The 19,368-nt window shown below is 68.7% G+C and carries 21 protein-coding genes; 8 read left to right on the forward strand and 13 right to left on the reverse strand.

Annotation, left to right across the window (positions count from 1 at the left end; all coding sequences use genetic code 11):
• Nucleotides 1-4: 4 nt before the first annotated feature.
• Nucleotides 5-814: an ABC transporter permease gene (locus ABGB19_RS09750; RefSeq protein ID WP_347685701.1), complete on the reverse strand. Its 810-nt coding sequence runs from the start codon at nt 812-814 to the stop codon at nt 5-7.
• Nucleotides 815-1,159: 345 nt separating this feature from the next.
• Here ABGB19_RS09750 and ABGB19_RS09755 point away from each other — a divergent pair, with 345 nt between their 5' ends.
• Both ABGB19_RS09755 and ABGB19_RS09760 read left to right on the forward strand, forming a co-directional pair.
• The gene (locus tag ABGB19_RS09755; RefSeq protein ID WP_347685702.1) at nt 1,160-1,963 is read left to right on the forward strand and encodes a lysophospholipid acyltransferase family protein; all 804 of its coding nucleotides are present in this window, start codon (nt 1,160-1,162) and stop codon (nt 1,961-1,963) included.
• Nucleotides 1,964-2,020: 57 nt separating this feature from the next.
• The gene (locus ABGB19_RS09760; protein ID WP_347685703.1) at nt 2,021-3,046 is read left to right on the forward strand and encodes an NAD(P)H-dependent glycerol-3-phosphate dehydrogenase; all 1,026 of its coding nucleotides are present in this window, start codon (nt 2,021-2,023) and stop codon (nt 3,044-3,046) included.
• Here ABGB19_RS09760 and ABGB19_RS09765 read toward each other — a convergent pair.
• Complete coding sequence (locus ABGB19_RS09765) at nt 3,043-3,585, reverse strand: hypothetical protein (protein ID WP_347685704.1); 543 nt, start codon at nt 3,583-3,585, stop codon at nt 3,043-3,045. The genes ABGB19_RS09760 and ABGB19_RS09765 overlap by 4 nt on opposite strands.
• A gap of 168 nt (nt 3,586-3,753) precedes the next feature.
• Here ABGB19_RS09765 and ABGB19_RS09770 point away from each other — a divergent pair, with 168 nt between their 5' ends.
• Nucleotides 3,754-4,932 (forward strand): NAD(P)/FAD-dependent oxidoreductase, encoded by a 1,179-nt coding sequence (locus ABGB19_RS09770; RefSeq protein ID WP_347685705.1) that lies wholly within the window; start codon nt 3,754-3,756, stop codon nt 4,930-4,932.
• Nucleotides 4,933-4,940: 8 nt separating this feature from the next.
• On the opposite strand, the gene htpX is transcribed toward ABGB19_RS09770, so the two are convergent.
• On the reverse strand, nt 4,941-5,822 hold the full coding sequence (htpX, locus tag ABGB19_RS09775; RefSeq protein ID WP_347685706.1) for a zinc metalloprotease HtpX: 882 nt from the start codon (nt 5,820-5,822) through the stop codon (nt 4,941-4,943).
• 76 nt (nt 5,823-5,898) lie between these two features.
• Nucleotides 5,899-6,906, reverse strand: a complete 1,008-nt coding sequence (grcC1, locus tag ABGB19_RS09780) for a nonaprenyl/(2E,6E)-farnesyl/geranylgeranyl diphosphat synthase (protein WP_347685707.1) — start codon at nt 6,904-6,906, stop codon at nt 5,899-5,901.
• Between the two features lie 21 nt (nt 6,907-6,927).
• Between grcC1 and menJ the strand changes: the two genes are divergently transcribed.
• The gene (gene menJ, locus ABGB19_RS09785) at nt 6,928-8,148 is read left to right on the forward strand and encodes a menaquinone reductase (protein WP_347685708.1); all 1,221 of its coding nucleotides are present in this window, start codon (nt 6,928-6,930) and stop codon (nt 8,146-8,148) included.
• Here the strand turns inward: menJ and ABGB19_RS09790 are convergent.
• Nucleotides 8,145-8,369: a hypothetical protein gene (locus ABGB19_RS09790; protein ID WP_347685709.1), complete on the reverse strand. Its 225-nt coding sequence runs from the start codon at nt 8,367-8,369 to the stop codon at nt 8,145-8,147. The two genes, menJ and ABGB19_RS09790, sit on opposite strands and share 4 nt — an antisense overlap.
• A 20-nt stretch (nt 8,370-8,389) precedes the next feature.
• On the opposite strand from ABGB19_RS09790, the gene ABGB19_RS09795 reads away from it, so the two are divergent.
• Together ABGB19_RS09795 and ABGB19_RS09800 are read left to right on the forward strand one after the other, a co-directional pair.
• Nucleotides 8,390-8,821: a GAF domain-containing protein gene (locus tag ABGB19_RS09795; protein ID WP_347685710.1), complete on the forward strand. Its 432-nt coding sequence runs from the start codon at nt 8,390-8,392 to the stop codon at nt 8,819-8,821.
• Nucleotides 8,822-8,943: 122 nt separating this feature from the next.
• Entirely contained in the window at nt 8,944-9,168 is a 225-nt protein-coding gene (locus ABGB19_RS09800; protein WP_347685711.1) for a hypothetical protein, read from the forward strand.
• On the opposite strand, the gene ABGB19_RS09805 is transcribed toward ABGB19_RS09800, so the two are convergent.
• From ABGB19_RS09805 to ABGB19_RS09815, 3 genes are all read right to left on the reverse strand, one after another.
• Nucleotides 9,165-10,220, reverse strand: coding sequence for an alpha/beta hydrolase (locus ABGB19_RS09805; protein WP_347685712.1), 1,056 nt, complete (start codon nt 10,218-10,220; stop codon nt 9,165-9,167). The two genes, ABGB19_RS09800 and ABGB19_RS09805, sit on opposite strands and share 4 nt — an antisense overlap.
• 41 nt (nt 10,221-10,261) lie before the next feature.
• Complete coding sequence (locus ABGB19_RS09810; RefSeq protein WP_347685713.1) at nt 10,262-12,040, reverse strand: FAD-dependent oxidoreductase; 1,779 nt, start codon at nt 12,038-12,040, stop codon at nt 10,262-10,264.
• A gap of 85 nt (nt 12,041-12,125) precedes the next feature.
• The gene (locus tag ABGB19_RS09815; protein ID WP_347685714.1) at nt 12,126-12,812 is read right to left on the reverse strand and encodes a demethylmenaquinone methyltransferase; all 687 of its coding nucleotides are present in this window, start codon (nt 12,810-12,812) and stop codon (nt 12,126-12,128) included.
• Between the two features lie 68 nt (nt 12,813-12,880).
• On the opposite strand from ABGB19_RS09815, the gene ABGB19_RS09820 reads away from it, so the two are divergent.
• Nucleotides 12,881-13,705, forward strand: coding sequence for an SDR family oxidoreductase (locus ABGB19_RS09820; RefSeq protein ID WP_347685715.1), 825 nt, complete (start codon nt 12,881-12,883; stop codon nt 13,703-13,705).
• A gap of 36 nt (nt 13,706-13,741) precedes the next feature.
• Here ABGB19_RS09820 and ABGB19_RS09825 read toward each other — a convergent pair whose 3' ends face one another.
• Nucleotides 13,742-14,242, reverse strand: a complete 501-nt coding sequence (locus ABGB19_RS09825) for a nuclear transport factor 2 family protein (RefSeq protein WP_347685716.1) — start codon at nt 14,240-14,242, stop codon at nt 13,742-13,744.
• A 154-nt stretch (nt 14,243-14,396) separates the two neighbouring features.
• A complete protein-coding gene (locus ABGB19_RS09830) occupies nt 14,397-15,524 on the reverse strand; it encodes a glycosyltransferase family 1 protein (RefSeq protein ID WP_347685717.1) in 1,128 nt (375 codons plus the stop codon).
• A 134-nt stretch (nt 15,525-15,658) separates the two neighbouring features.
• On the opposite strand from ABGB19_RS09830, the gene ABGB19_RS09835 reads away from it, so the two are divergent.
• Nucleotides 15,659-16,330, forward strand: coding sequence for a thioredoxin domain-containing protein (locus tag ABGB19_RS09835; RefSeq protein WP_347685718.1), 672 nt, complete (start codon nt 15,659-15,661; stop codon nt 16,328-16,330).
• A 12-nt stretch (nt 16,331-16,342) separates the two neighbouring features.
• Here ABGB19_RS09835 and ABGB19_RS09840 read toward each other — a convergent pair whose 3' ends face one another.
• The 3 genes from ABGB19_RS09840 to ABGB19_RS09850 are packed head-to-tail and all read right to left on the reverse strand — an operon-like array spanning nt 16,343 to nt 19,304.
• Complete coding sequence (locus ABGB19_RS09840; RefSeq protein WP_347685719.1) at nt 16,343-16,846, reverse strand: DUF3592 domain-containing protein; 504 nt, start codon at nt 16,844-16,846, stop codon at nt 16,343-16,345.
• 23 nt (nt 16,847-16,869) lie between these two features.
• The gene (gene menD, locus ABGB19_RS09845; protein ID WP_347685720.1) at nt 16,870-18,519 is read right to left on the reverse strand and encodes a 2-succinyl-5-enolpyruvyl-6-hydroxy-3-cyclohexene-1-carboxylic-acid synthase; all 1,650 of its coding nucleotides are present in this window, start codon (nt 18,517-18,519) and stop codon (nt 16,870-16,872) included.
• On the reverse strand, nt 18,519-19,304 hold the full coding sequence (locus ABGB19_RS09850; protein ID WP_347685721.1) for an alpha/beta hydrolase: 786 nt from the start codon (nt 19,302-19,304) through the stop codon (nt 18,519-18,521). The genes menD and ABGB19_RS09850 overlap by 1 nt, the downstream gene beginning before the upstream one ends.
• Nucleotides 19,305-19,368 lie beyond the last annotated feature (64 nt).

Below are 19,368 nucleotides of genomic sequence, written 5' to 3' on the forward strand. Positions count from 1 at the left end.
CATGTCATCCACCCGTCAACTGGACGCCGATCGCGGTTACGACCACGTTGACCACGAACAGCGCCATGAACGCGTAGACGACCGTCTCGTTGACGGCGTTGCCCACGGCCTGCGCACCGCCTCCCCGTATGACCAGTCCCCGGTAACAAGCGACCACGCCGGCGATCAGACCGAAGAGGGCGGCCTTGACCCCCGAGATGAGCAACTCGGGAATTCCGGTGAGCAGCGTGACACCGGCGGCGAACGCGCCGGGGTTGACGTCCTGGATGAACACCGAGAAGACGTAGCCGCCCACTACACCGATGATGATGACCAGGCTGTTGAGCAGGAGGGCCACCAACCCGGCGGCGAGCATGCGGGGCGTCACCAACCGCTGGACGGGATTGATGCCGAGGACCTCCATCGCGGCGATCTCATCGCGGATGGTTCGCGACCCCAGGTCTGCGCACATCGCTGTGGCGCCGGCCCCCGCGACGACCAGCACGGTCACTATCGGCCCGACCTGGGTGACCGCGCCGAAGGCCGCGCCTGCACCACTCAGGTCGGCCGCGCCGAGCTCACGCAGCAGGATGTTGAGGGTGAAGTTGACCAGAACCGTCAACGGGACGGCCACCAGCATCGTCGGGAGGAGAGCCACCCGCACAATGAACGCGCACTGCTCCAAGAACTCTCGGACCTGAAAGGGGCGGTGGAAGATGAATCTCACCGCGTCGACGGTCATCACGAACAAGCCCCCAACCGCCGCGAGCGATCCCGTGACATCCCGGCTCGACGCGGGTAGGTCGGCAGGCCGGTGAGTCCCTCGCGTCTTCATCGATTCCCCGTTTCCCACGAATGACCCTGGCCGGCAATGCAGTTGGGTCACCGACGGGTGGGCGTCCCGCTCGACACCCGTCGGCCGCGGCGGCTGATGCGTGATAGACCTGGGCCCGCGCCGATGAACCAGCTATCACGAACGCTAAGGGCCCTGCCTCAGTCGCCTAGGAGTCCTTGGTCACCGGATCCGAAGGCGTTGGTCCTCGATCGACCCGTGATGGTTGCCCCGTAGCCGAAACCGCAGGGAAGGCTGATGTTTTCCGCCGCGCGAGCCTTACCCGAGAGTAAATTGGCACCTACCCGATGGCGTCAACCTCGCCAGCACCTCCGTGCGGAGGAACAAATGAGCGGCAACGACTCCGACAATCCGGAGCTCGCGAAGTGGGATCCCGCGTTCACCGCCAGGGCGACGAAGCTGATCGCGCCGATCATCAACCGGTACTTCCGGGTCGAGGTGCGGGGCCTGGAATCCTTCCCCCCTGCCGGCGGCGTGTTGGCGGTGTCCAATCACTCGGGCGGGATGCTCACCCCCGACGTCCTCGTTCTGGCACCGGCCTTCTTCAAGAAGTTCGGTTACGACCGCCCGCTGTACACGCTGGCCCACTACGGCGTGTTCTTCACTCCACTGCGCGGATACCTCAACCGCGTCGGGGTCGTGCACGCCAGCCCTACGGCGGCGACGACGGCGTTGCGTTCGGGTGCGGTCGTGCTGGTCTATCCCGGCGGCGACTACGACTCCTACCGGCCGACGCGCAGCCAGAACGTCATCGACTTCGAGGGCCGCACCGGTTACGCCAGGGTCGCGATCGAGACCGGGGTGCCGATCGTGCCCGTGGTGTCGATCGGAGGCCAGGAGACCCAGCTGTTCCTGACCCGCGGCAATCGGCTGGCGAAGCGCTTGGGCCTGCACCGGATCCAACTCGACATCCTGCCCATCACCGCGGGCATCCCCTTCGGCATGACCACCTTCTTCCCGGCCAATATGCCGTTGCCCGCCAAGATCGTTGACCAGGTGCTCGAACCGATCGACGTGCGGAAGTTCGGCAAGAACCCCGACGCCGACGAGGTCGACGCACACGTCCGGTCGGTCATGCAGGCCGCGCTCGACCGACTCGCCCGCGAGCGACGGTTTCCGGTGCTCGGCTGACCGGCGTCGTTCGCAAACCGGCCCTCAACGGCAGGCAGCGGACTTACGCTGATCGGCATGGCACCTGCGCAACGCGAACCCCGGGTCGTCGTCCTCGGCGGAGGCTCCTGGGGCACCACCGTGGCGTCCATCTGCGCGCGGCGCGGGCCCACGTTGCAGTGGGTGCGTTCGGCGGAGACCGCCGAGGACATCAACGAGCGCAGTCGCAACTCGAAATATCTGGGCGACGAGGTCGCGCTGCCGCCGAGCCTGAAGGCCACCACCGACTTCTCGGAGGCGGCGTCATGCGCGGACGTGATCGTCATGGGGGTCCCGTCGCACGGCGTCCGCGGCGTGCTGACCGAATTGGCCAAGGAGCTACGGCCGTGGGTGCCGGTGGTCTCGTTGGTCAAGGGCCTCGAGCAGGGCACCAACTACCGGATGTCCCAGGTCGTCGACGAGGTGCTGCCCGGGCATCCGGCCGGAATCCTGGCCGGGCCGAACATCGCCCGCGAGGTGGCCGAGGGGTACGCCGCCGCAGCGGTGCTCGCGATGCCCGATCAGCGCCTCGCGGCGAATCTGGCACAGTTGTTCCGCACCAAGCGATTCCGTACCTACACCACCGACGATGTGGTTGGTGTGGAGATGGCCGGGGCGCTGAAGAACGTCTACGCCATCGCCGTCGGCATGGGCTATTCCCTTGGCATCGGCGAGAACACGCGCGCGATGGTGATCGCCCGTGCGGTGCGTGAGATGTCCAAGCTCGGCGAGGCGGCGGGCGGTCACCGCGACACGTTCGCCGGCCTGGCCGGTTTGGGCGACCTCATCGTCACGTGCACGTCGCAGCGCAGCCGCAACCGGCACGTCGGCGAGCAGCTCGGTGCCGGTAAGCCGATCGACGAGATCATCGGGTCGATGAACCAGGTCGCCGAGGGTGTCAAGGCCGCCAGCGTCATCATGGAATTCGCCGACAAGTACGGGATCAACATGCCGATCGCCCGTGAGGTCGACGGCGTCATCAACCACGGCTCCACCGTCGAGCAGGCCTACCGCGGACTGGTCGCGGAGAAGCCCGGGCACGAGGTGTACGGCGCCGGGTTCTAGTTGAAGTACGGGTTGGTGCCTTCGGGCCGGTCCAGCAGCGGGTTCGTCGGGTTGAGGATGAAGCTGCCTGCGGGGCTGAGGACGAAGCCCGACTGGTTGCGGGTGTCGACGCACGAGGTCGCTCCGCCGTCGACACCGCAGCTGACCGTCTGGTAGCTGATCCGCGATCCGGGCGGCAGCGGCTTCACCTCGCCCAGTCCCGGGAACACGTCGGCGTTGGCGGCGGCGAAGCCGGGCACGCCACCCATCGAGCCGCTCACCAGGTTCGCGCCGTTCGGCGCCGCGGGTATGGGGCCGCTGCAGCCGTACTGGCCGGAACGCTGCAGCACGCACGTCGCCCCGTCCGGAGTCTTGAACGCGTACCACTGGTTGTCCATCACCGCGTACTCGGACAGTTTCACCGGCGCCAGGGCGTTGACGTTGGGCAGAGGTGGCCGCGGCGGCGGCTCCGGTGGCTGCGCCATGGCGATACCCGGCGGCATGCCGATCAGGGCCGCCCCCGCAAACCCGACGACGCCGATCAGGACTCTGTTCAGCACGGTGCACACCCTAGAGGGTGTGTTTGCGACTCGCAGCACAGTAGGCACATCGGCCCCGGTCGCGCGGGCGTTACCCACGCGGTCACCGCGCAACGGGCAACCCCCCATCTACGGGGTGGCGCCTCGCGCCTCCGGGGACGATGCTGAGGGGAAAGCAGAGGAGGAACCGTGGCGGACCCACACCCGGTGCTGGTCGTCGGCAGCGGTCCGGCCGGTCTTTCGTGCGCCGCCGAACTGCTCGTGCGCGGAGTCGACGCGACGGTCCTCGAGCGCGGCGAGCTGACCGCCGCAGCCTGGGCGCATCGCTACGACGCGCTGCGGTTCAACACCTGCCGTCACAACTCGACGCTGCCGGGCGCGCGGTTCCCGCGCCAATTCGGCCAGTTCCCGACCCGCGACCAGTACGTCGACTACCTACAGACATATGCGAGCAACAGGCAGGTGCCCGTCGAGCACGGTGTTGAGGTGAGCCGGCTCGACCCGAATGCCGACGGGGGCTGGGACGTCGTCACCAATCGGGGCACACGTCGGGCTCGACACGTGGTGATCGCCACGGGGATCTTCAACCGGCCCGCGCTCCCCGCCTGGGCCGACGGCCACGATTTCGCGGGTCGCGTGGTGCACGCCGCGCACTACCGCAACGCCAGCCCCTTCGCCGGAGAACGCGTGCTGGTGGTCGGGGCAGGGTCCACCGGGCTCGAGATCGCCTACGAGCTGAGCCGCTCGGGCTGCCCGGAGGTGTCGCTGTCGGTCCGCACGCCGCCGAACATCCTGCTGCGGGAGATCGGCGGGCTGCCCGCGGACCTACCTGTACCGCTGTTTCTGCGGCTGCCCACCGCGCTTGTCGACAAGTTGCTGCTCGCGATGCAGCGCCGGGTGGTCGGCGATCTGAGCGGCTTCGGGTTGGCCGCACCTGTGGAGGGCCCGATCGCCGGGCTCAAACGACGCGGCGCCGGCACGGCGATCGTCGACCGCGAAGTGGTCGACGCGATCCGCGCCCGTTCGCTGCGCGTGGTGGCGGCCGTCGAACGACTCGGGCCCGACGGGGCGGTGCTGGCGGACGGCACCACGGTGCGGATCGATAGTGTCATCGCGGCCACCGGTTACCGGACCGGGTTGGAAGCCATCGTCGGCCACCTCAATGTCCTCACCGAGCGCGGCATGCCGCGCGACGGACGCGGCGGCGAGGTCATGCCGGGGCTGCGTTTCGTCGGATACGTGTACCGGCCCGGCCTGACCAAGTTCGTCGGCGCTCTGGCCCGCCGCGTCGCCGACGAGATCGCCACGCAGTCGGCGGGTTCGAAGCGCCGGACCTCAACGCCGGACGACGACATCCTGCGACAGTAGAGCGACGCCTAGTACTGGCTCGGGCCGCGGCCCGCCATCGCCTCCAGCCGCGCGATGCGCTCCGGCATCGGCGGGTGCGTCGAGAACAACTTGCCGATGCGCTCGCCGGCCCGGAACGGGTTGGCGATCATCAGGTGCGCCTGGTCGGCGAGCTTGGGGTCGGGCGGCAGCGGCGCCTGCTCGACGCCGGAGCTGATCTTGCGCAGCGCGCTGGCCAACGCCAGCGGGTCACCCGTCAACTCGGCGCCCGACTGGTCGGCCTGGTACTCCCGCGACCGCGAAACGGCCAGCCGGATCACTGTCGCCGCGATCGGGCCGAGCAGCGAAACCAACAGGATCGCAAAGGGATTCGTGCCGCCATCCCGGTTTCCACCGAACATGCTGGCGAAGAACGCGATGTTGGCCAGCGCGGTGATCACCGCCGCCATCGCCCCGGCGACGCTCGAGATCAGGATGTCGCGGTTGTAGACGTGGCTCAGTTCGTGGCCGAGCACGGCGCGCAGTTCACGTTCGTTGAGGAGTTGCAGGATGCCCGTCGTACAGCACACCGCGGCGTTGCGCGGGTTGCGGCCCGTCGCGAAGGCATTGGGCGCGGCGGTGTCGCTGATGTAGAGCCGCGGCATCGGCTGGCGCGCGGTGGTCGCCAGTTCGCGCACGATTCGGTACATCACCGGCGCCTGCATCTCGGTGACCGGCTGGGCGTGCATGGCCCGCAGCGAGATCTTGTCGCTGTTGAAGTACATGTAGGCGTTCATGCCGACGGCGAACAGCACCGCCAGGCCGATGAGCGCGGTGTTGCGGAACAGCGCCGCGATGAACACGATCAGCGCCGAGAACCCCACCAGTAACGCAAACGTCTTGGCGGTGTTCGCGTGCGGATGCCAGGTCATCGCGCCTCCTCCTCTGTCCGACCGAAGTCTCCGAGAGACTCAACGCTCAGCCGGGTTCCACAGGTTCCGGCCCGCGTCAGCCGTGGCGGTTCACCGTGTAGTCGACCAGCGTGGCCAGCGCCTGCCGGCCGGGGCCCCCGGGCAGGTTGGCCAGCTCCTCGCGGGCCTGGGCCGCGTACTGTGCGACGGTCTGTTTCGCCTTGACCATGCCCTGCGACGCCCGCAGCAGGCGCAGCGCCTCGGCGACGTCGTCGTCGTTGTCGACGGGCCCGGCCAGCAGCTCCCGCAGCCGGTCGGCATCGGATCCCGTCTCGCGCAGCGCGTAGAGCACGGGCAGCGTGTGAACGCCCTCACGGAGATCGGTGCCGGGCACTTTGCCGGATTCGTCCGGGTCGCTGTCGATGTCGATGATGTCGTCGGAGATCTGGAACGCGGTGCCGACGATGCCGCCGAGCCGGCTCAACCGCTCGATCTGCTCCTCGTCGGCGCCGGAGAACGTCGCACCGAACCGTCCGGACGCCGCGATCAGGCAGGCGGTCTTCTCGTAGACGACCTTGAGGTAGTGCTCGACGTTGTCGACGTGGTCGGCGGCGCCGCGGGTTTCGCGCATCTGGCCGGTCACCAGTTGGGCGAACGTGTCGGCGATGATGCGCACCGCGTCGGGGCCCAGCCTGCTGACGAGACGCGAGGCGGTGGCGAACAGGTAGTCGCCGGCCAGGATCGCGATGTTGTTGCCCCACCGGGCGTTGGCGCTGTCGCCGCCGCGGCGGACCTGCGCCTCGTCCATCACGTCGTCGTGGTACAGCGTCGCCAGATGCACCAACTCGATGACGGCTCCGGCGACGGTGACCTGCCACGCGTCGGGCTCCGGACCGAGCCTGGCCGACAGCACGGTGAACAGCGGGCGGAACCGCTTGCCGCCGGCCTGGAATAGGTGCTGAACAGCGTCGGCCATCAGCTCGTCGGCTTTGCCCAGCTCAGTGGCCATCAGGTCCTCGATGCGGGCCACGCCATCGCGGACATCCTGCGCAAAATCGGGGTCTCCGAAGTCGACGCCTGCCACCACGGTCGCTGGTGTCCTCACAGTGCCAACATACTGGGAACCATGGATACGCGAGCCGACGTGGTGGTCGTCGGGGCCGGACCGGCCGGTTCGGCCGCCGCGGCGTGGGCCGCGCGCGGCGGCCGCGAGGTGCTCGTCATCGATTCGGCGCAGTTCCCCCGCGACAAGGCCTGCGGTGACGGGCTCACCCCGCGCGCCGTCCAGGAGATGCGGCGGCTCGGGCTGGGGCCGTGGCTGGCCGGCAGGGTGCAGCACCGCGGCCTGCGGTTGTCGGGCTTCGGCGCCGACGTCGAGATCGAATGGCCGGGCCCGTCGTTCCCCGCGACCTCCAGCGCCGTACCGCGCGTCGAGCTCGACGACCGCATCCGCATGGTGGCCGCCGACGAGGGCGCCAAGATGCTGTTGGGCGCGAAAGTCGTTGCGGTATCGCATGACTCGTCCGGTCGGGTGTCGGCGGTGCGACTGGACTCCGGCGCCGAGATCGGGTGCACGGAGCTGATCGTGGCCGACGGCGCACGCTCGACGCTGGGCCGTGCGCTGGGCCGCGAATGGCATCAGGAGACGGTGTACGGCGTGGCGGTGCGCGGGTACATCGCCACGCCGCGGGCCGGCGAGCCGTGGATCACGTCGCACCTGGAACTGCGCTCGCCGCGGGGCGAGGTGCTGCCCGGTTACGGGTGGATCTTCCCGCTGGGCAACGGCGAGGTGAACATCGGCGTGGGTGCGCTGGCCACGGCGAAGCGGCCCGCCGACGCGGCGTTGCGGCCGTTGATGTCGTACTACACCGGCCTGCGCCGCGAGGAGTGGGGCTTCGTCGGCGAACCGCGCGCGGGCCTGTCCGCGCTGCTGCCGATGGGCGGCGCCGTCTCCGGGGTGGCCGGGCCGAACTGGATGCTGATCGGCGACGCCGCGGCGTGCGTCAACCCGCTCAACGGCGAGGGCATCGACTACGGGCTGGAGACGGGCCGGCTGGCGGCCGAACTGCTGGGCTCCGGGGACCTGACGGCGGCGTGGCCCGCGGTGCTGTCGGAGCACTACGCGCGGGGCTTCTCCGTCGCGCGGCGGTTGGCGCTGCTGCTGACGATTCCGCGGTTCCTGCCGTCGACGGGGCCGCTCGCGATGAGGTCGCGGTTCCTGATGACGTTCGCGGTGCGGGTGATGGGCAATTTCGTCACCGAGGAGGACGAGGACTGGGTCGCGCGGCTGTGGCGCGGCGCCGGCCTGCTGTCGCGTCGGGTCGACGAACGGCCCCCGTTCAGCTAGTCGTTCTTTGGTTTGGCTGCTTGCGCTTTCGGTGTCGTCGAGTTGGTGAGGCCGAGCGCGATGAGTACGTCGGCAGCGGTGATGAACAGGCCCCACCAGTAGGCCCACCGGACCGTCGGGTCGGGCTGCGTGGCGAAGTACATGATCAGAAAGATCGGCCCGACGATGCCGAAGACGAACGTCATCACCTGAAATGCAAGGTACCGCTTGAACGTAGCCATTTCGGTGCAGAATATCGCGAGTGACCGAGGTGTACCGCGCTCCGATGCGATCACGTGACGATCGCATCGACGCCGCGGCGGCGGTGGAGCGCGCGCTGCGGTTGGGACTGGTCGGATTCGGCGACGCGGAGACCGGGGACCGGTTGTCCCGCCGGATCGCCCGCTTCGCGCGCGTCGACGACGGGGCGTTCGTCTGGACCCGCGACGGTGACGGGTTCTATTGGCTGGGCCGGATCGCCGGGCCGTACCGCCGTGACGACGCCGACGCCGCGGCCGTCGTCGACCTCGTGCACGTGCGCCCGTGCCGGTGGCTCGCCGAGCCCGTCGGTGAACCCGACATCCCCGCCGCCGTGGTGGCGATGTTCGACCGGGGCGGGCGCAACTTTCAGCGGACGCACTCCCCCGACGTCGGTGCGCAGACCGCTCGGGTGTGGGCGATGCGAGCCGTCTGAGACGGCCTTCTTGTGCAGCCGAGCTAACTATAAGCCCAGCTAGACGAGCTATTCAGGGCGGCTCGCCGGGATTACGCTGGACTGTGCAGGCGTTGATCACAGCATCGACGGAAGGATCCACGATGCGCGGTCTGACACTACGAACCGGGTTCGCCGCACTGGCCATCGCCGCCGCCACGCTGGGTTCCGCCGCCACCGCGGCCGCGGCGCCGACGGGCCCCTGCGAGAACGTCACCTATGTCGGTGTGTGCGAGACACTTCGCAACCAGCCGAACCGTCCCTCGCAACAGGGCATGGGCGAGGTCATTATTCCCGACGGCAACAGCGGCTTTCAAACCGTCGGCTAGCCAAGCGATTTCGCGAATCCACTGACGTCCCGGATCGAGGCCTCGAAGACCTCGGGCATGAAGGCGCCCAGCAACAGGTCGCCGCCGTGGCAGGTGCCGGCCACCACCCGTCCCACCGCGGGAACGCCCGCGCGCACCAGGCGGCGGTAGTACTGCAGCCCTTCGTCGCGCAGCGGGTCGAGTTCATTGACCGAGATGACGTGTGGCGGTAGGCCGGTGAGTTCGTCGTCGGACGCCACGGCGGCCCAGCAGGTGGCGTCGTCTGCATGTGACCCGTCCGGGTTGTAGATCGACCCCAGCAGCGCGAGTTGGTGGCAGCTGACGAAGTACTCGTCGTTCTCCTTGAGCGACGGCAGGTCCTCGCAGTCCTCGAGCCAGCGGTTGGAGATGTAGGGGCACTGGGCGTAGAAGCCGGCGATCTCGTCCAGCCAGCCCTCCCGCCTGGCCTTGTGCGCGACGGTCAGCGTGAGGTTGCCGCCGCCGGACTCGCCGGACACGATCAGGTGGGAGACCCCGAGTTCGTCGCGATTGGCCGCCGCCCACCGGATCGCGGCCGCGCAGTCGTTGAGTCCGGCGGGGAACGGGTGCGCTCCCAGCTTGCCGCCCGAGTTGCGGAACTCGACACCGACCACGACAACCCCGGTGGCGGCGAGGTATTCGCGAATCCTGATATATCCGGCGTCGGCCGCGCTGCCGATGGCCATGCCGCCGCCGTGCAGGTGAACGACGGCGGGCAGCGCACCGGACGCGTCGTCGGGACGGCTGACGAACAGCGTGATGTCGTTGCCGTCCGGCCCTGTGATCGTCGTGGTCGTGGTGGTGACGCTCGAAGCGACGGGTAGGTCCGCCGAGAGCGCGACGAAGATCGCGCCCATCCCCTCCTCGCTCATGGTCGCGAACGCGATGCGCTCCTCCAGCGGCGCGTCGACCGTCAGCGGTGCGGCGGGCAACCGGCCGTCGAGACCGAAGGACTCGAACGCCTTGACCATTCGCGGATCGGATCGCGGATCGGTGCCCAGGGTGTGATCGGGATCGGCCAACCGTCCATACATGCCGCGACCGTACAGCGTGGTCTCGGAGCGATGGTCCGGTTTCAGCGTCGGACCGGATAGCGCGTGTCGAAGATGTCGAGGATGTGCGGCAGGCCGGCACGGTAGCGGGCCCGGTCGGCCGACTTGAACGGGGCCCACCACGGCGCCTGGAACAGCTCGACGATCTTCACCATCGCCCCGGAGTAGCCGGACGCCTGCAGCACGCCGTTGGCGGCGTAGCGCCCGCCCTCGTTCGCGCCCTCCATCGTCGTCACGTTCTGGTCGGTCTTGATCCACTCGCCGGCCAGGAACAGGTTGTCGATGGCGGTGACCGCGGTGGGCTTGCGGTTCCACGACCCAGGATCCTGGATGAACAGCGGTTCGTCGTTGCGGACGTTCGGGGTGCCCGGACCGATGATCGACGGATCGAGGAACCACGAGTGCAGCATGTCGTCGGTGAGCACCCTGTCGGTGTCGTTGAGGTGCGCCTTGATCTGGGTCCACGCCTCCCTGGCGATCTCCTCGGGCAGGCAATCCCTGGCGCTCTTGCCGTTGAAGTTGCCGGGTGTCGTCCAGTCCGAGATGATCGCCGACAGGCAGTCTTTGACTGTGCCGTCGCCGTAGGTGGTCAGGCTGCGCTTCCAGAACTGTTCCTCGCTGATCGACGTGATCGCCCAGCCGGAGTCGACGTAGTTGACATGGCCCTTGGTGACGTCGACGCGCTTCTTGAGGTAGAACATCAGGCCGTTCATCCACTCGGTGCGCAGTCGGGCGATGTTCTCCAACTGGGGATCTGCCTCGATCACATCCGGTGTGAGCACCGCCGCCAGCTTGTCGCAGGGCACCGCGGAGACGTACCAGTCGGCGGCCACCTGACTCGGAATGCCGGCCGCGTTGACGACGGTCGCCGACTCGATGTGCCTGCCGTTCGGGGTGAGCCGCGCCAACGCCTGGCCGACATGGAAGGTCACCCCCAGGCCGCGCAGGTGTTCCACCCACGGATCGAGCCACTGGGAACTGGTCGGCCCGTTGAGCACCCGGTCGAAGCCCTTGTTGTCGATGTCGTTGCCGAGCAACAGGATCGACCAGACCGAGGCCTCGCCGACCAGGCCGATCGAATGCGCGCTGGCGTCACGGGACTTCGACGCGGCAAGATTGCGGATGATCCCGTCGGCCAGATAACGGTTGTACTCGGCGGACTTCCTGTTCGCGCCGATGTAGTCCTCCCACGTCAGGTTCTCCCACTGCCCCAGCTTGCGATCGTTGCTGCTGGTGACATAGACCGCGAGTTTCTGCGCCGCGTACAGCGCCTCCCACGGAGGCAGCCGGAGCAGCGTCTCGAAGACGGAGGTGACCGATTCGATGAACGCCTTGGGCGTGATCGGGTTCGGGATTGTCGGCAGCGGAAACGGCAGCGGCACAGTCAGATCCGAACGATTGAGCCCCGAGTGCAGATAGGACGTGGCCCTCGTCAGGTTGCCCCAGGTGCCGCCGTTGTTGCCGGGGAACGGGATTCGCCGCATCGTGTCGGTCACGTTGCGGTAGAAGCCCGGAAAGAAGCGGAATCCGTGTTCGGCGGGCAGCGGTGCCGCACCCGAATTCGGCACCGGGATCGACCGGGCCTTGCCGCCGAGCGCCTTGCGCTCGTAGACCGTCACACGGTAACCGCGTTCGACGAGCTCGTGCGCCGCCGTCAGCCCGGCGATGCCGGCGCCGAACACCGCGACCGACCTGCCGGGAGCGGCGCGGGCCATCGGCGGCAGGCTCGCCAGCGCCGCAGCGGTCGCCGTCCCCGCCAGGAACGATCGGCGAGACAGGCTGCGCAGGCCGCCACCCGACATGCCCCTAAGTTAATGGCGATTCTCGGCTCCGTCGGCGCGACACGCCGGAAAACACCTCTTGACGGCGGCTTGGCCGTAAACGGAGTTACCGCTTCGTGGCGGCATGCAGCGCCACGATGCCGCCCGACAGGTTGCGCCACCGCACGGCCGACCAGCCCGCGTCGGCGATCTGCCGGGCGAGGTCGGCCTGGTCGGGCCAGGCGCGGATCGACTCGGCGAGGTAGACGTAGGCCTCCGGATTCGACGACACCGCGCGGGCGATCCGCGGCAGCGCCTGCATCAGGTACTCCTTGTACGCCGTCGCGAACAGGTGGTTCGTCGGCGTCGAGAACTCGCACACCACCAGCCGGCCCCCCGGCCGGGTGACCCGCGCCATCTCGCGCAGGCCGGCGGCGTGGTCGACGACGTTGCGCAGGCCGAAGCTGATCGTCACGGCGTCGAACACCCCGTCGGCGAACGGCAGTCGCGTCGCATCGCCGGCGACCTTGGGCACCGGGCGGTCACGTCCCGCGGCGAGCATGCCGACCGAGAAGTCGGCCGCCACGCACCAGGCACCCGACGCCGCGAGCTCCACCGTCGACACCGCGGTACCCGCCGCGAGGTCGAGCACCTTGTTCCCCGGCCCGATGCCGAGTGCCGCGCGGGTCGCGCGTCGCCAGAACCGGTCCTGGCCGAGCGAGAGCACGGTGTTGGTCAGGTCGTAGCGCCGGGCCACCGCGTCGAACATCGACGCCACATCGTGTGGGTCCTTCTCCAGCGTTGCGCGGCTCATGCTGCCACCGTAGCTGTGAACATGTTGGGGTCGGGAATGCCGAGGGCGCCATCGGGCATATAGGAACCATGAGCGAAAAAGTGTGGTTCATCACCGGGACATCGAGGGGCTTCGGGCGCGAGTGGGCGATTGCCGCGCTGGAGCGGGGCGACAAGGTCGCCGCGACGGCGCGCGACACGTCTCGTCTGGACGATCTGTTCGCCAAGTACGGCTCTGCTCTGTTGCCGATCGCGCTGGACGTGACGGATCGCGACGCGGACTTCGCCGCGGTCGAGCGGGCACACGACCACTTCGGCAGGCTCGACATCGTGGTCAACAATGCCGGCTACGGCCACTTCGGGTTCATCGAGGAGCTGACCGAACGGGAGGCCCGCGACCAGATCGAGACCAACGTGTTCGGCGCGCTGTGGGTCACGCAGGCGGCGTTGCCGTATTTGCGGGCGCAGCGCAGCGGGCACATCATCCAGGTGTCGTCGATCGGCGGGATCACCGCATTCCAGAACGTCGGCATCTATCACGCGTCGAAGTGGGCGCTGGAGGGGTTTTCGCAGGCGCTGGCGGCCGAAGTCGCGTCGTTCGGCGTGCATGTCACGTTGATCGAGCCGGGTGGTTACGCCACCGACTGGGCGGGGTCGTCGTCGAAGCGGTCGGAGCCGCTGCCGGATTACCGCGAGGTGCACGAGGAGGCCGACCGGATCCGCAGCCGGCGGGTGGCCAAGCCGGGTGATCCGCAGGCGTCGGCGCGAGCGCTGATGAAGGTGGTCGATGCCGAGAAGCCGCCGCTGCGAGTGTTTTTCGGCGAACTCCCGCTACAGCTGGCCAAGGCCGACTACGAGAGCCGGCTGGCGACGTGGGAACAGTGGCAGCCGGTCGCCGTTGAGGCGCAGGGCTGAGTTCCGGATCGTCGGGCTGATGTCCCGTGCTGACGGTCAGTTCACAAGCAACAAGTCGGATCTCCGAGTGAGCACGTCGCCGGTAACGCGCCCGGTGGACAGGTAGAACGGCACGAAGAGTCGATGCGTGAACTTCCACTCTTCATCGATGCGAGCTAGGTCGTAGTAATAGATCCCGTACGTATCGATATTGATATCGGTTCCACGGGCGCCGAGGTCACTGTTCGTTTCCGCTGTGCCCCGGGTCATCTCGTGGATGGTGGTTGTCGCCTGTGCTTGGTTCGACCCGACCAGAGTGACGACCGGAGCATGGGGTGTCTGGATCAGCAGATCGAATGCCGTCGTCGGCCTCAATGTAGCGAGGAACTCCTCGCGGCTCTCATAGCGCAGGCCCAACACTGGGCTTTCCCAGATCGCGTCGGGAGCGAACACCGCCTCGCATTGCTTCCAGTCCGCCCGCGTCACCGCGTCCGAGTATCGGTAGATGAGATCTTGTATTGAAGCTCGGTCCAACCACTCACGCGATGGTGTCTCCATATCGCAACTCCTGTTGAGAGGGTCGTGCGGTCAAGCACAGTCTCCTCGAGAATCGGTGGCGCGGTCCAGCACGGGTGAATGCGGTTCGCCCGGCCCTCGATGACGTGCGAACGTACAGACCCGGCCGCTCGCGGGGTGGTACGCGCGGTGGTGGTCAGGCCGCTTTGAGGCGGCGCTGGCCGATCACGTCGTCGTAGTGGCCGAGCAGTTCGTCGCAGATGGCCGGCCACGTCCGGGTGAGCACACTGCGCCGGGCGGCCACCGAATAGCGGTGCCGCTCCGCGACGAGATGGTCGACGGACTCCGGCAGCCGGGCCTCGAACTCGTCCACCGACAGCAGCAGACCGGTGCGGTAGGGCGCGACGAGGTCGCGTGGGCCGCCGGCGTTCGGCGCGATCACCGGCAGACCCGAGGCCATCGCCTCCTGCACCGCCTGGCAGAACGTTTCGTGTTCGCCGGGGTGGACGAAGACATCCATGCTGGCGTAGGCCGTCGCGAGCTCGTCGCCGTACAGCGCACCGGTGAACACCGCTGTCGGCATGACCCTTTCGAGCTTGGCCCGATCGACGCCGTCGCCGACCACCACCAGCTGGAGGTCGTCGCGGCGGGCCAGCACGGCCAACCGCTCGACGTGCTTCTCGGGGGCCAGCCGACCCACGAAACCCACGATCGGCCTGCCGTCCGGCGACCATCGACGCCGCAACGCGTCGTCGCGCGCCGATGGGGCGAAGCCGGTGATGTCGACGCCGCGAGCCCACTTGTGCACCCGCGGAACACGATGTGCCGTCAAGTTTTCCATCGCCGCGGTCGAGGGTGCCAGGGTCCGGTCGGCCCGGCTGTGCAGGTGCCGCGTCCACGCCCACGCTGCGCGGGCGGTGAAGCCGATTCCGTAGCTTTCCGCGAAACCCGCGATGTCCGTCTGGAATACGGCCACGGTCGGCACGCCGAGGTAGCGCGCGGCGTGCAGCCCGCCGTAGCCGAGCAGCGCCGGTGAGGCCAGATGCACCACGTCGGGGTCGAAACCCCGCAGCACCCCCACCATCCGCGGTCGCGGCACGCCGAGCGGCAACGAGGTGATCTTCGGGAACATCCGCGACGGCACCCGGTGGACGCGGATCCCGTCGTACAGCTTGTCGGCGGCCGGCTCGCCGCGCGGGGTGTCCGGGGCGACGATGAGCGCCTCGTGGCCGGTGCGGCGGAGGTGCTCGACCACCCGGAGCACCGAGTTGGTGACGCCGTTGACATTCGGGAGGAACGACTCTGCGACGATTGCAACGCGCACGCCCAGATCGTTTCAGTGGAGGCTGTCGCCAAGGTTTCGCCCAGGCATATGTCACGCGAAGACCTCGTGCCGGTGAACCAGCGTCCACCGGGGTGCGTATCGCGTATGGTGCGCACCAGAGAAGGGCGGTTGACATGCGGATTCACCGTGCAGTGGGGGTGCTGGTGCTGACCGCGCTGCTCGCCGTCGCCGGCTGCACGAAACAGGTCGCCGGCAGCGCGCACCGTGACTCCGCGCAGCCTCCGCTGACCCTCAGCGAGGACGGCTTCGGGATCGTCGCCGGGTTCGACGACGCCCCGGTGCGGATCGAGATCTTCACCGAACCGCAGTGCAACCACTGCGCGGACCTGCAGGCCGACTTCGGCGATCAACTGGCCTACTACATCGGCGTCGGGCAACTGAAGGTCACCTACCGGCCGATGGTCTTCCTCGACGAGGTCGACGACGGCCACTCGGCCCGGGTGAGCAACGCGCTGTTCCTCGCCGCCGACGGCGATGCGACCGGCACACAGTTTCAGCGGTTCGTCGAAGAGCTCTGGGACAACCAGGAACCCGGTGGGGCGGGCCCCAGCGACGACGAGATGGCCGACATGGCCGAGGCGGCGGGCATGCCGCAGGACGCCGTCACGCGCATCGCAAGCGGCGGGTCCGCGGTGAACGTCGCGGAGATGGACGTCGCCAATTTCGACTACCTGTACGAGATCGACCCTTTGGAGACCGGCACGCCAACGGTTTTCGACCCCACGACCGACGAGAAGCTCGACATCTACGACGACAACTGGTTGACCAAGCTCGTCCAGTCCTGAGCGCGAACGTGTTCACGTTCGCCGAGAAAGCCGGCGTTCCACAAGCGTGACCCCGCCCAGTGCGGCCACGGCGGCCAGCCAGCCCACCACGGCGATCGAACCGGCCGGGATGATCGCCAGCGAGGCGTTGCGGTCCTGCACCCGCACCAGATCCGGGTTGTTCGTGTCGTATTCGACGTAGATGTTCATCCCCGCCTCGAGTTCGGACGGGTACAGCACCCCCAACTCCGGCCGGTAGGTCACTCGGTCGGGGGTGACGAACTCGATCGTCGACCGGCGCGGCCCGGCGCTGAGCACCTCGGCCGCGGCGACGCCCATGTGCCGTTCGATCTGGCGGTCGTTTCGCCACGCGCCCAACACCATCAGCGCCGACTGAAGCGTCACCAGGCAGGCGACCACCACGATGCCGATGCGGAGCCGGCGAAACACCCGCTGCGAACGGGTCTCGCTCGGATCCGGCGACAGTCGGGGGACCAGCACGCGCACCCACCGCAACGGCGCCGACCACTTGCTCACCCCGGCCGCTTTGTTCGCACCGCTCACAGTGCGGCCCGGATGGACGCGTGCAGTGCCCGCAGCGACGACCGGTCGGCCTTCACCTCCAGCACCCGCATCCCGTCGTAGGGCTCGCCCAGCGCATCGACCAGCTCGTCGGCCTCGAGCTGTCGACTCTCGACGTGGTATGCCCGGCACAGGGCGCCGACGTCCACGTCGTGCGGGGTGCCGAAGATCCGCGACGACACATCGGAAAACCGCGGATCACCCTGCTCGAGCAGTTCGAAGATGCCGCCGCCGTTGTCGTTGGACACGACGATGGTCAGGTTGCGCGGGGTCGGCTCGGTCGGGCCGATGAGCAGCCCGGAGCTGTCGTGCACGAACGTCAGGTCGCCGACCAGTGCGATTGTGCGGCCCGGCTTGCCCCCGCCCGCCCCCCGCTCGTGCGCCAGGGCCGCGCCGATCGTCGTCGACACCGTGCCGTCGATGCCCGCCACGCCGCGGTTGGAGCGGACCTTGACGCCGTGCGTGTCCAGGCCGACCAGGGCGGCGTCGCGCACCGGGTTGGACGCGCCGAGCACCAACTGGTCGCCGGGGCGGACGGCCTCGGCCACCGCGGCGGCGACGTGCAGCCCCGTTTTGAGGGGATGGGCCGCGAGTTGGGTGCGGACCGCCTCCATCGCGTGCCGGTGCACCTCGGCGCACCGATCGAGCCAAGCCTGATCCGGAGCGCCGGTCGTGACGGCGCGAGTCCCGGTGGCCTGCGAGTTGCCGGAGACGTCGGGCCAGCGCGGGCCCGTCGTCAGCGCGTACACCGGCACCGAGGAGTCGGCCAGCAGCGCGGAGACCGGTCGGTGCAGCGTCGGGCGGCCGAGCATGATGACCTGCTTGGGCCGGACCAGCTTCAGCGCGAACGGGTGCAGCGGGTTGTCGGCGGGTGGGGCGGTCGGCTCGGCGACGGTCGGCAGGGCGGCCAGGTTGGGGTGCTCCCCCGCGCCATGCCCGGCGATCACCACGGTGTCCGGGGTGAGGTCGATGTCGAGGGGCTGGTCGAACGTCACCGGCGGCGTGTAGGTCCACGGCCGTCCGCCGGGGCGGCCCTCCGGTGCGTAGGCGCCCGACGTGTCGGCGTCGGGCACCAGCGGCTCGCGCAGCGGGATGTCGAACTGCACGGGGCCGGCATTGGCGGTGCGAGAACCGGTGGCCGCCACCAGGACTCGGCACACAGCCGAACGCCACTGGGCGTTGAGCTCGTCGAGGTGTTCGGCAGACCCAGGGGCCAGGCCCAGGCTGATCGACGCCCGCACCTGGGTGCCGAAGTAGCCGAGTTGCTCGAAGGTCTGGTTCGCACCGGTGCCCAGCAACTCGTAGGGCCGGTTGGCGCTGAGCACGACGAGCGGCACACGCGCATAGTTCGCCTCCACCACCGCAGGCCCGAGGTTGGCCACCGCGGTACCCGATGTCATCGCGACACAGACGGGCGCGCGTTCGGCGATCGCCAGGCCGATCGCGAGAAACCCGGCGGTGCGCTCGTCGATGCGCACGTGCAGTCGCAGGCGGCCTGCGCGGTCGGCGTCGGCCAGCGCGAAGGCCAGCGGGGCGTTGCGCGAACCCGGACACAGCACGACGTCGTGCACGCCGCCGCGAATCAGTTCGTCGACGACCACGCGGGCCTGCGCGGTCGAGGGGTTCATCACACCAGCCTATCGGCGAAGAACTCGAGCACCGCCTTGTTGACCGTCTCGGGCTGCTCGATGAAGCCGAGGTGACCGGCGTCGGGGACCTCCAGGTAGCGGCCCGTGGGGATGGCGTCGGCGACCTCCCGACTCAGGTGCGGCGGCAACACCACGTCGTGGGAGAACCCGATGACCAGCGTGGGCACCGTAATACTTCGGTAAGCGGGCAGCCGGTTGACCTGGGGGCCGATGCCGATCTGGGTGTGCATCCCCGGTGTCATCCTGGTGGGCCACATGGTGAACATGTCGATCCAGTCGCGCACCTTCGCATCGTCGTTGAGGGTCTTCGGCGAGAAGCTCTCCAGCAGGCGGACTTTCGCGTCGTAGTTCGGTGGCAGCCGGACCCTGGACTCGGCGAGCTCCCACTCGGCGTTGCGGAAGAACTCGCGGGCGCGGTCCGCGCGGCCGCGGGTGGCCATCAGCACGGCCCGGTCGACCAGCTCCGGGTGGGCCAGCATGAGCTCCTGGGCGATGTACGAGCCCATCGACACCCCCACCAGGCGCACCGGCGCGGCGTCGAGCTTCTCGATCAGCGCCGCCGTGTCGGCGACCATCGTCTCGGCGGTGAAGCCGGTCGCCTTCTCGGTGGCGCCGATGCCGCGGTTGTCGAAGGTGATGCAGCGATAGCCCGCCCGCTGGAGCGCCGGGACCTGGTGCAGGTGCCACGTGCGTCCTGCGCCACCGCGACCCGCGATGAACAGGACTGCAGGACCGCTGCCGCGGTCGTCGTAGGCCAGATTCACCTCGACGACGCTACTGGACAGGCACGCTTCTCCGGACGGAGCCCGCAGCGGGATGCATGTCGTG

The sequence above is a fragment of the Mycobacterium sp. B14F4 genome, assembly GCF_039871645.1.
Classification (GTDB): domain Bacteria; phylum Actinomycetota; class Actinomycetes; order Mycobacteriales; family Mycobacteriaceae; genus Mycobacterium.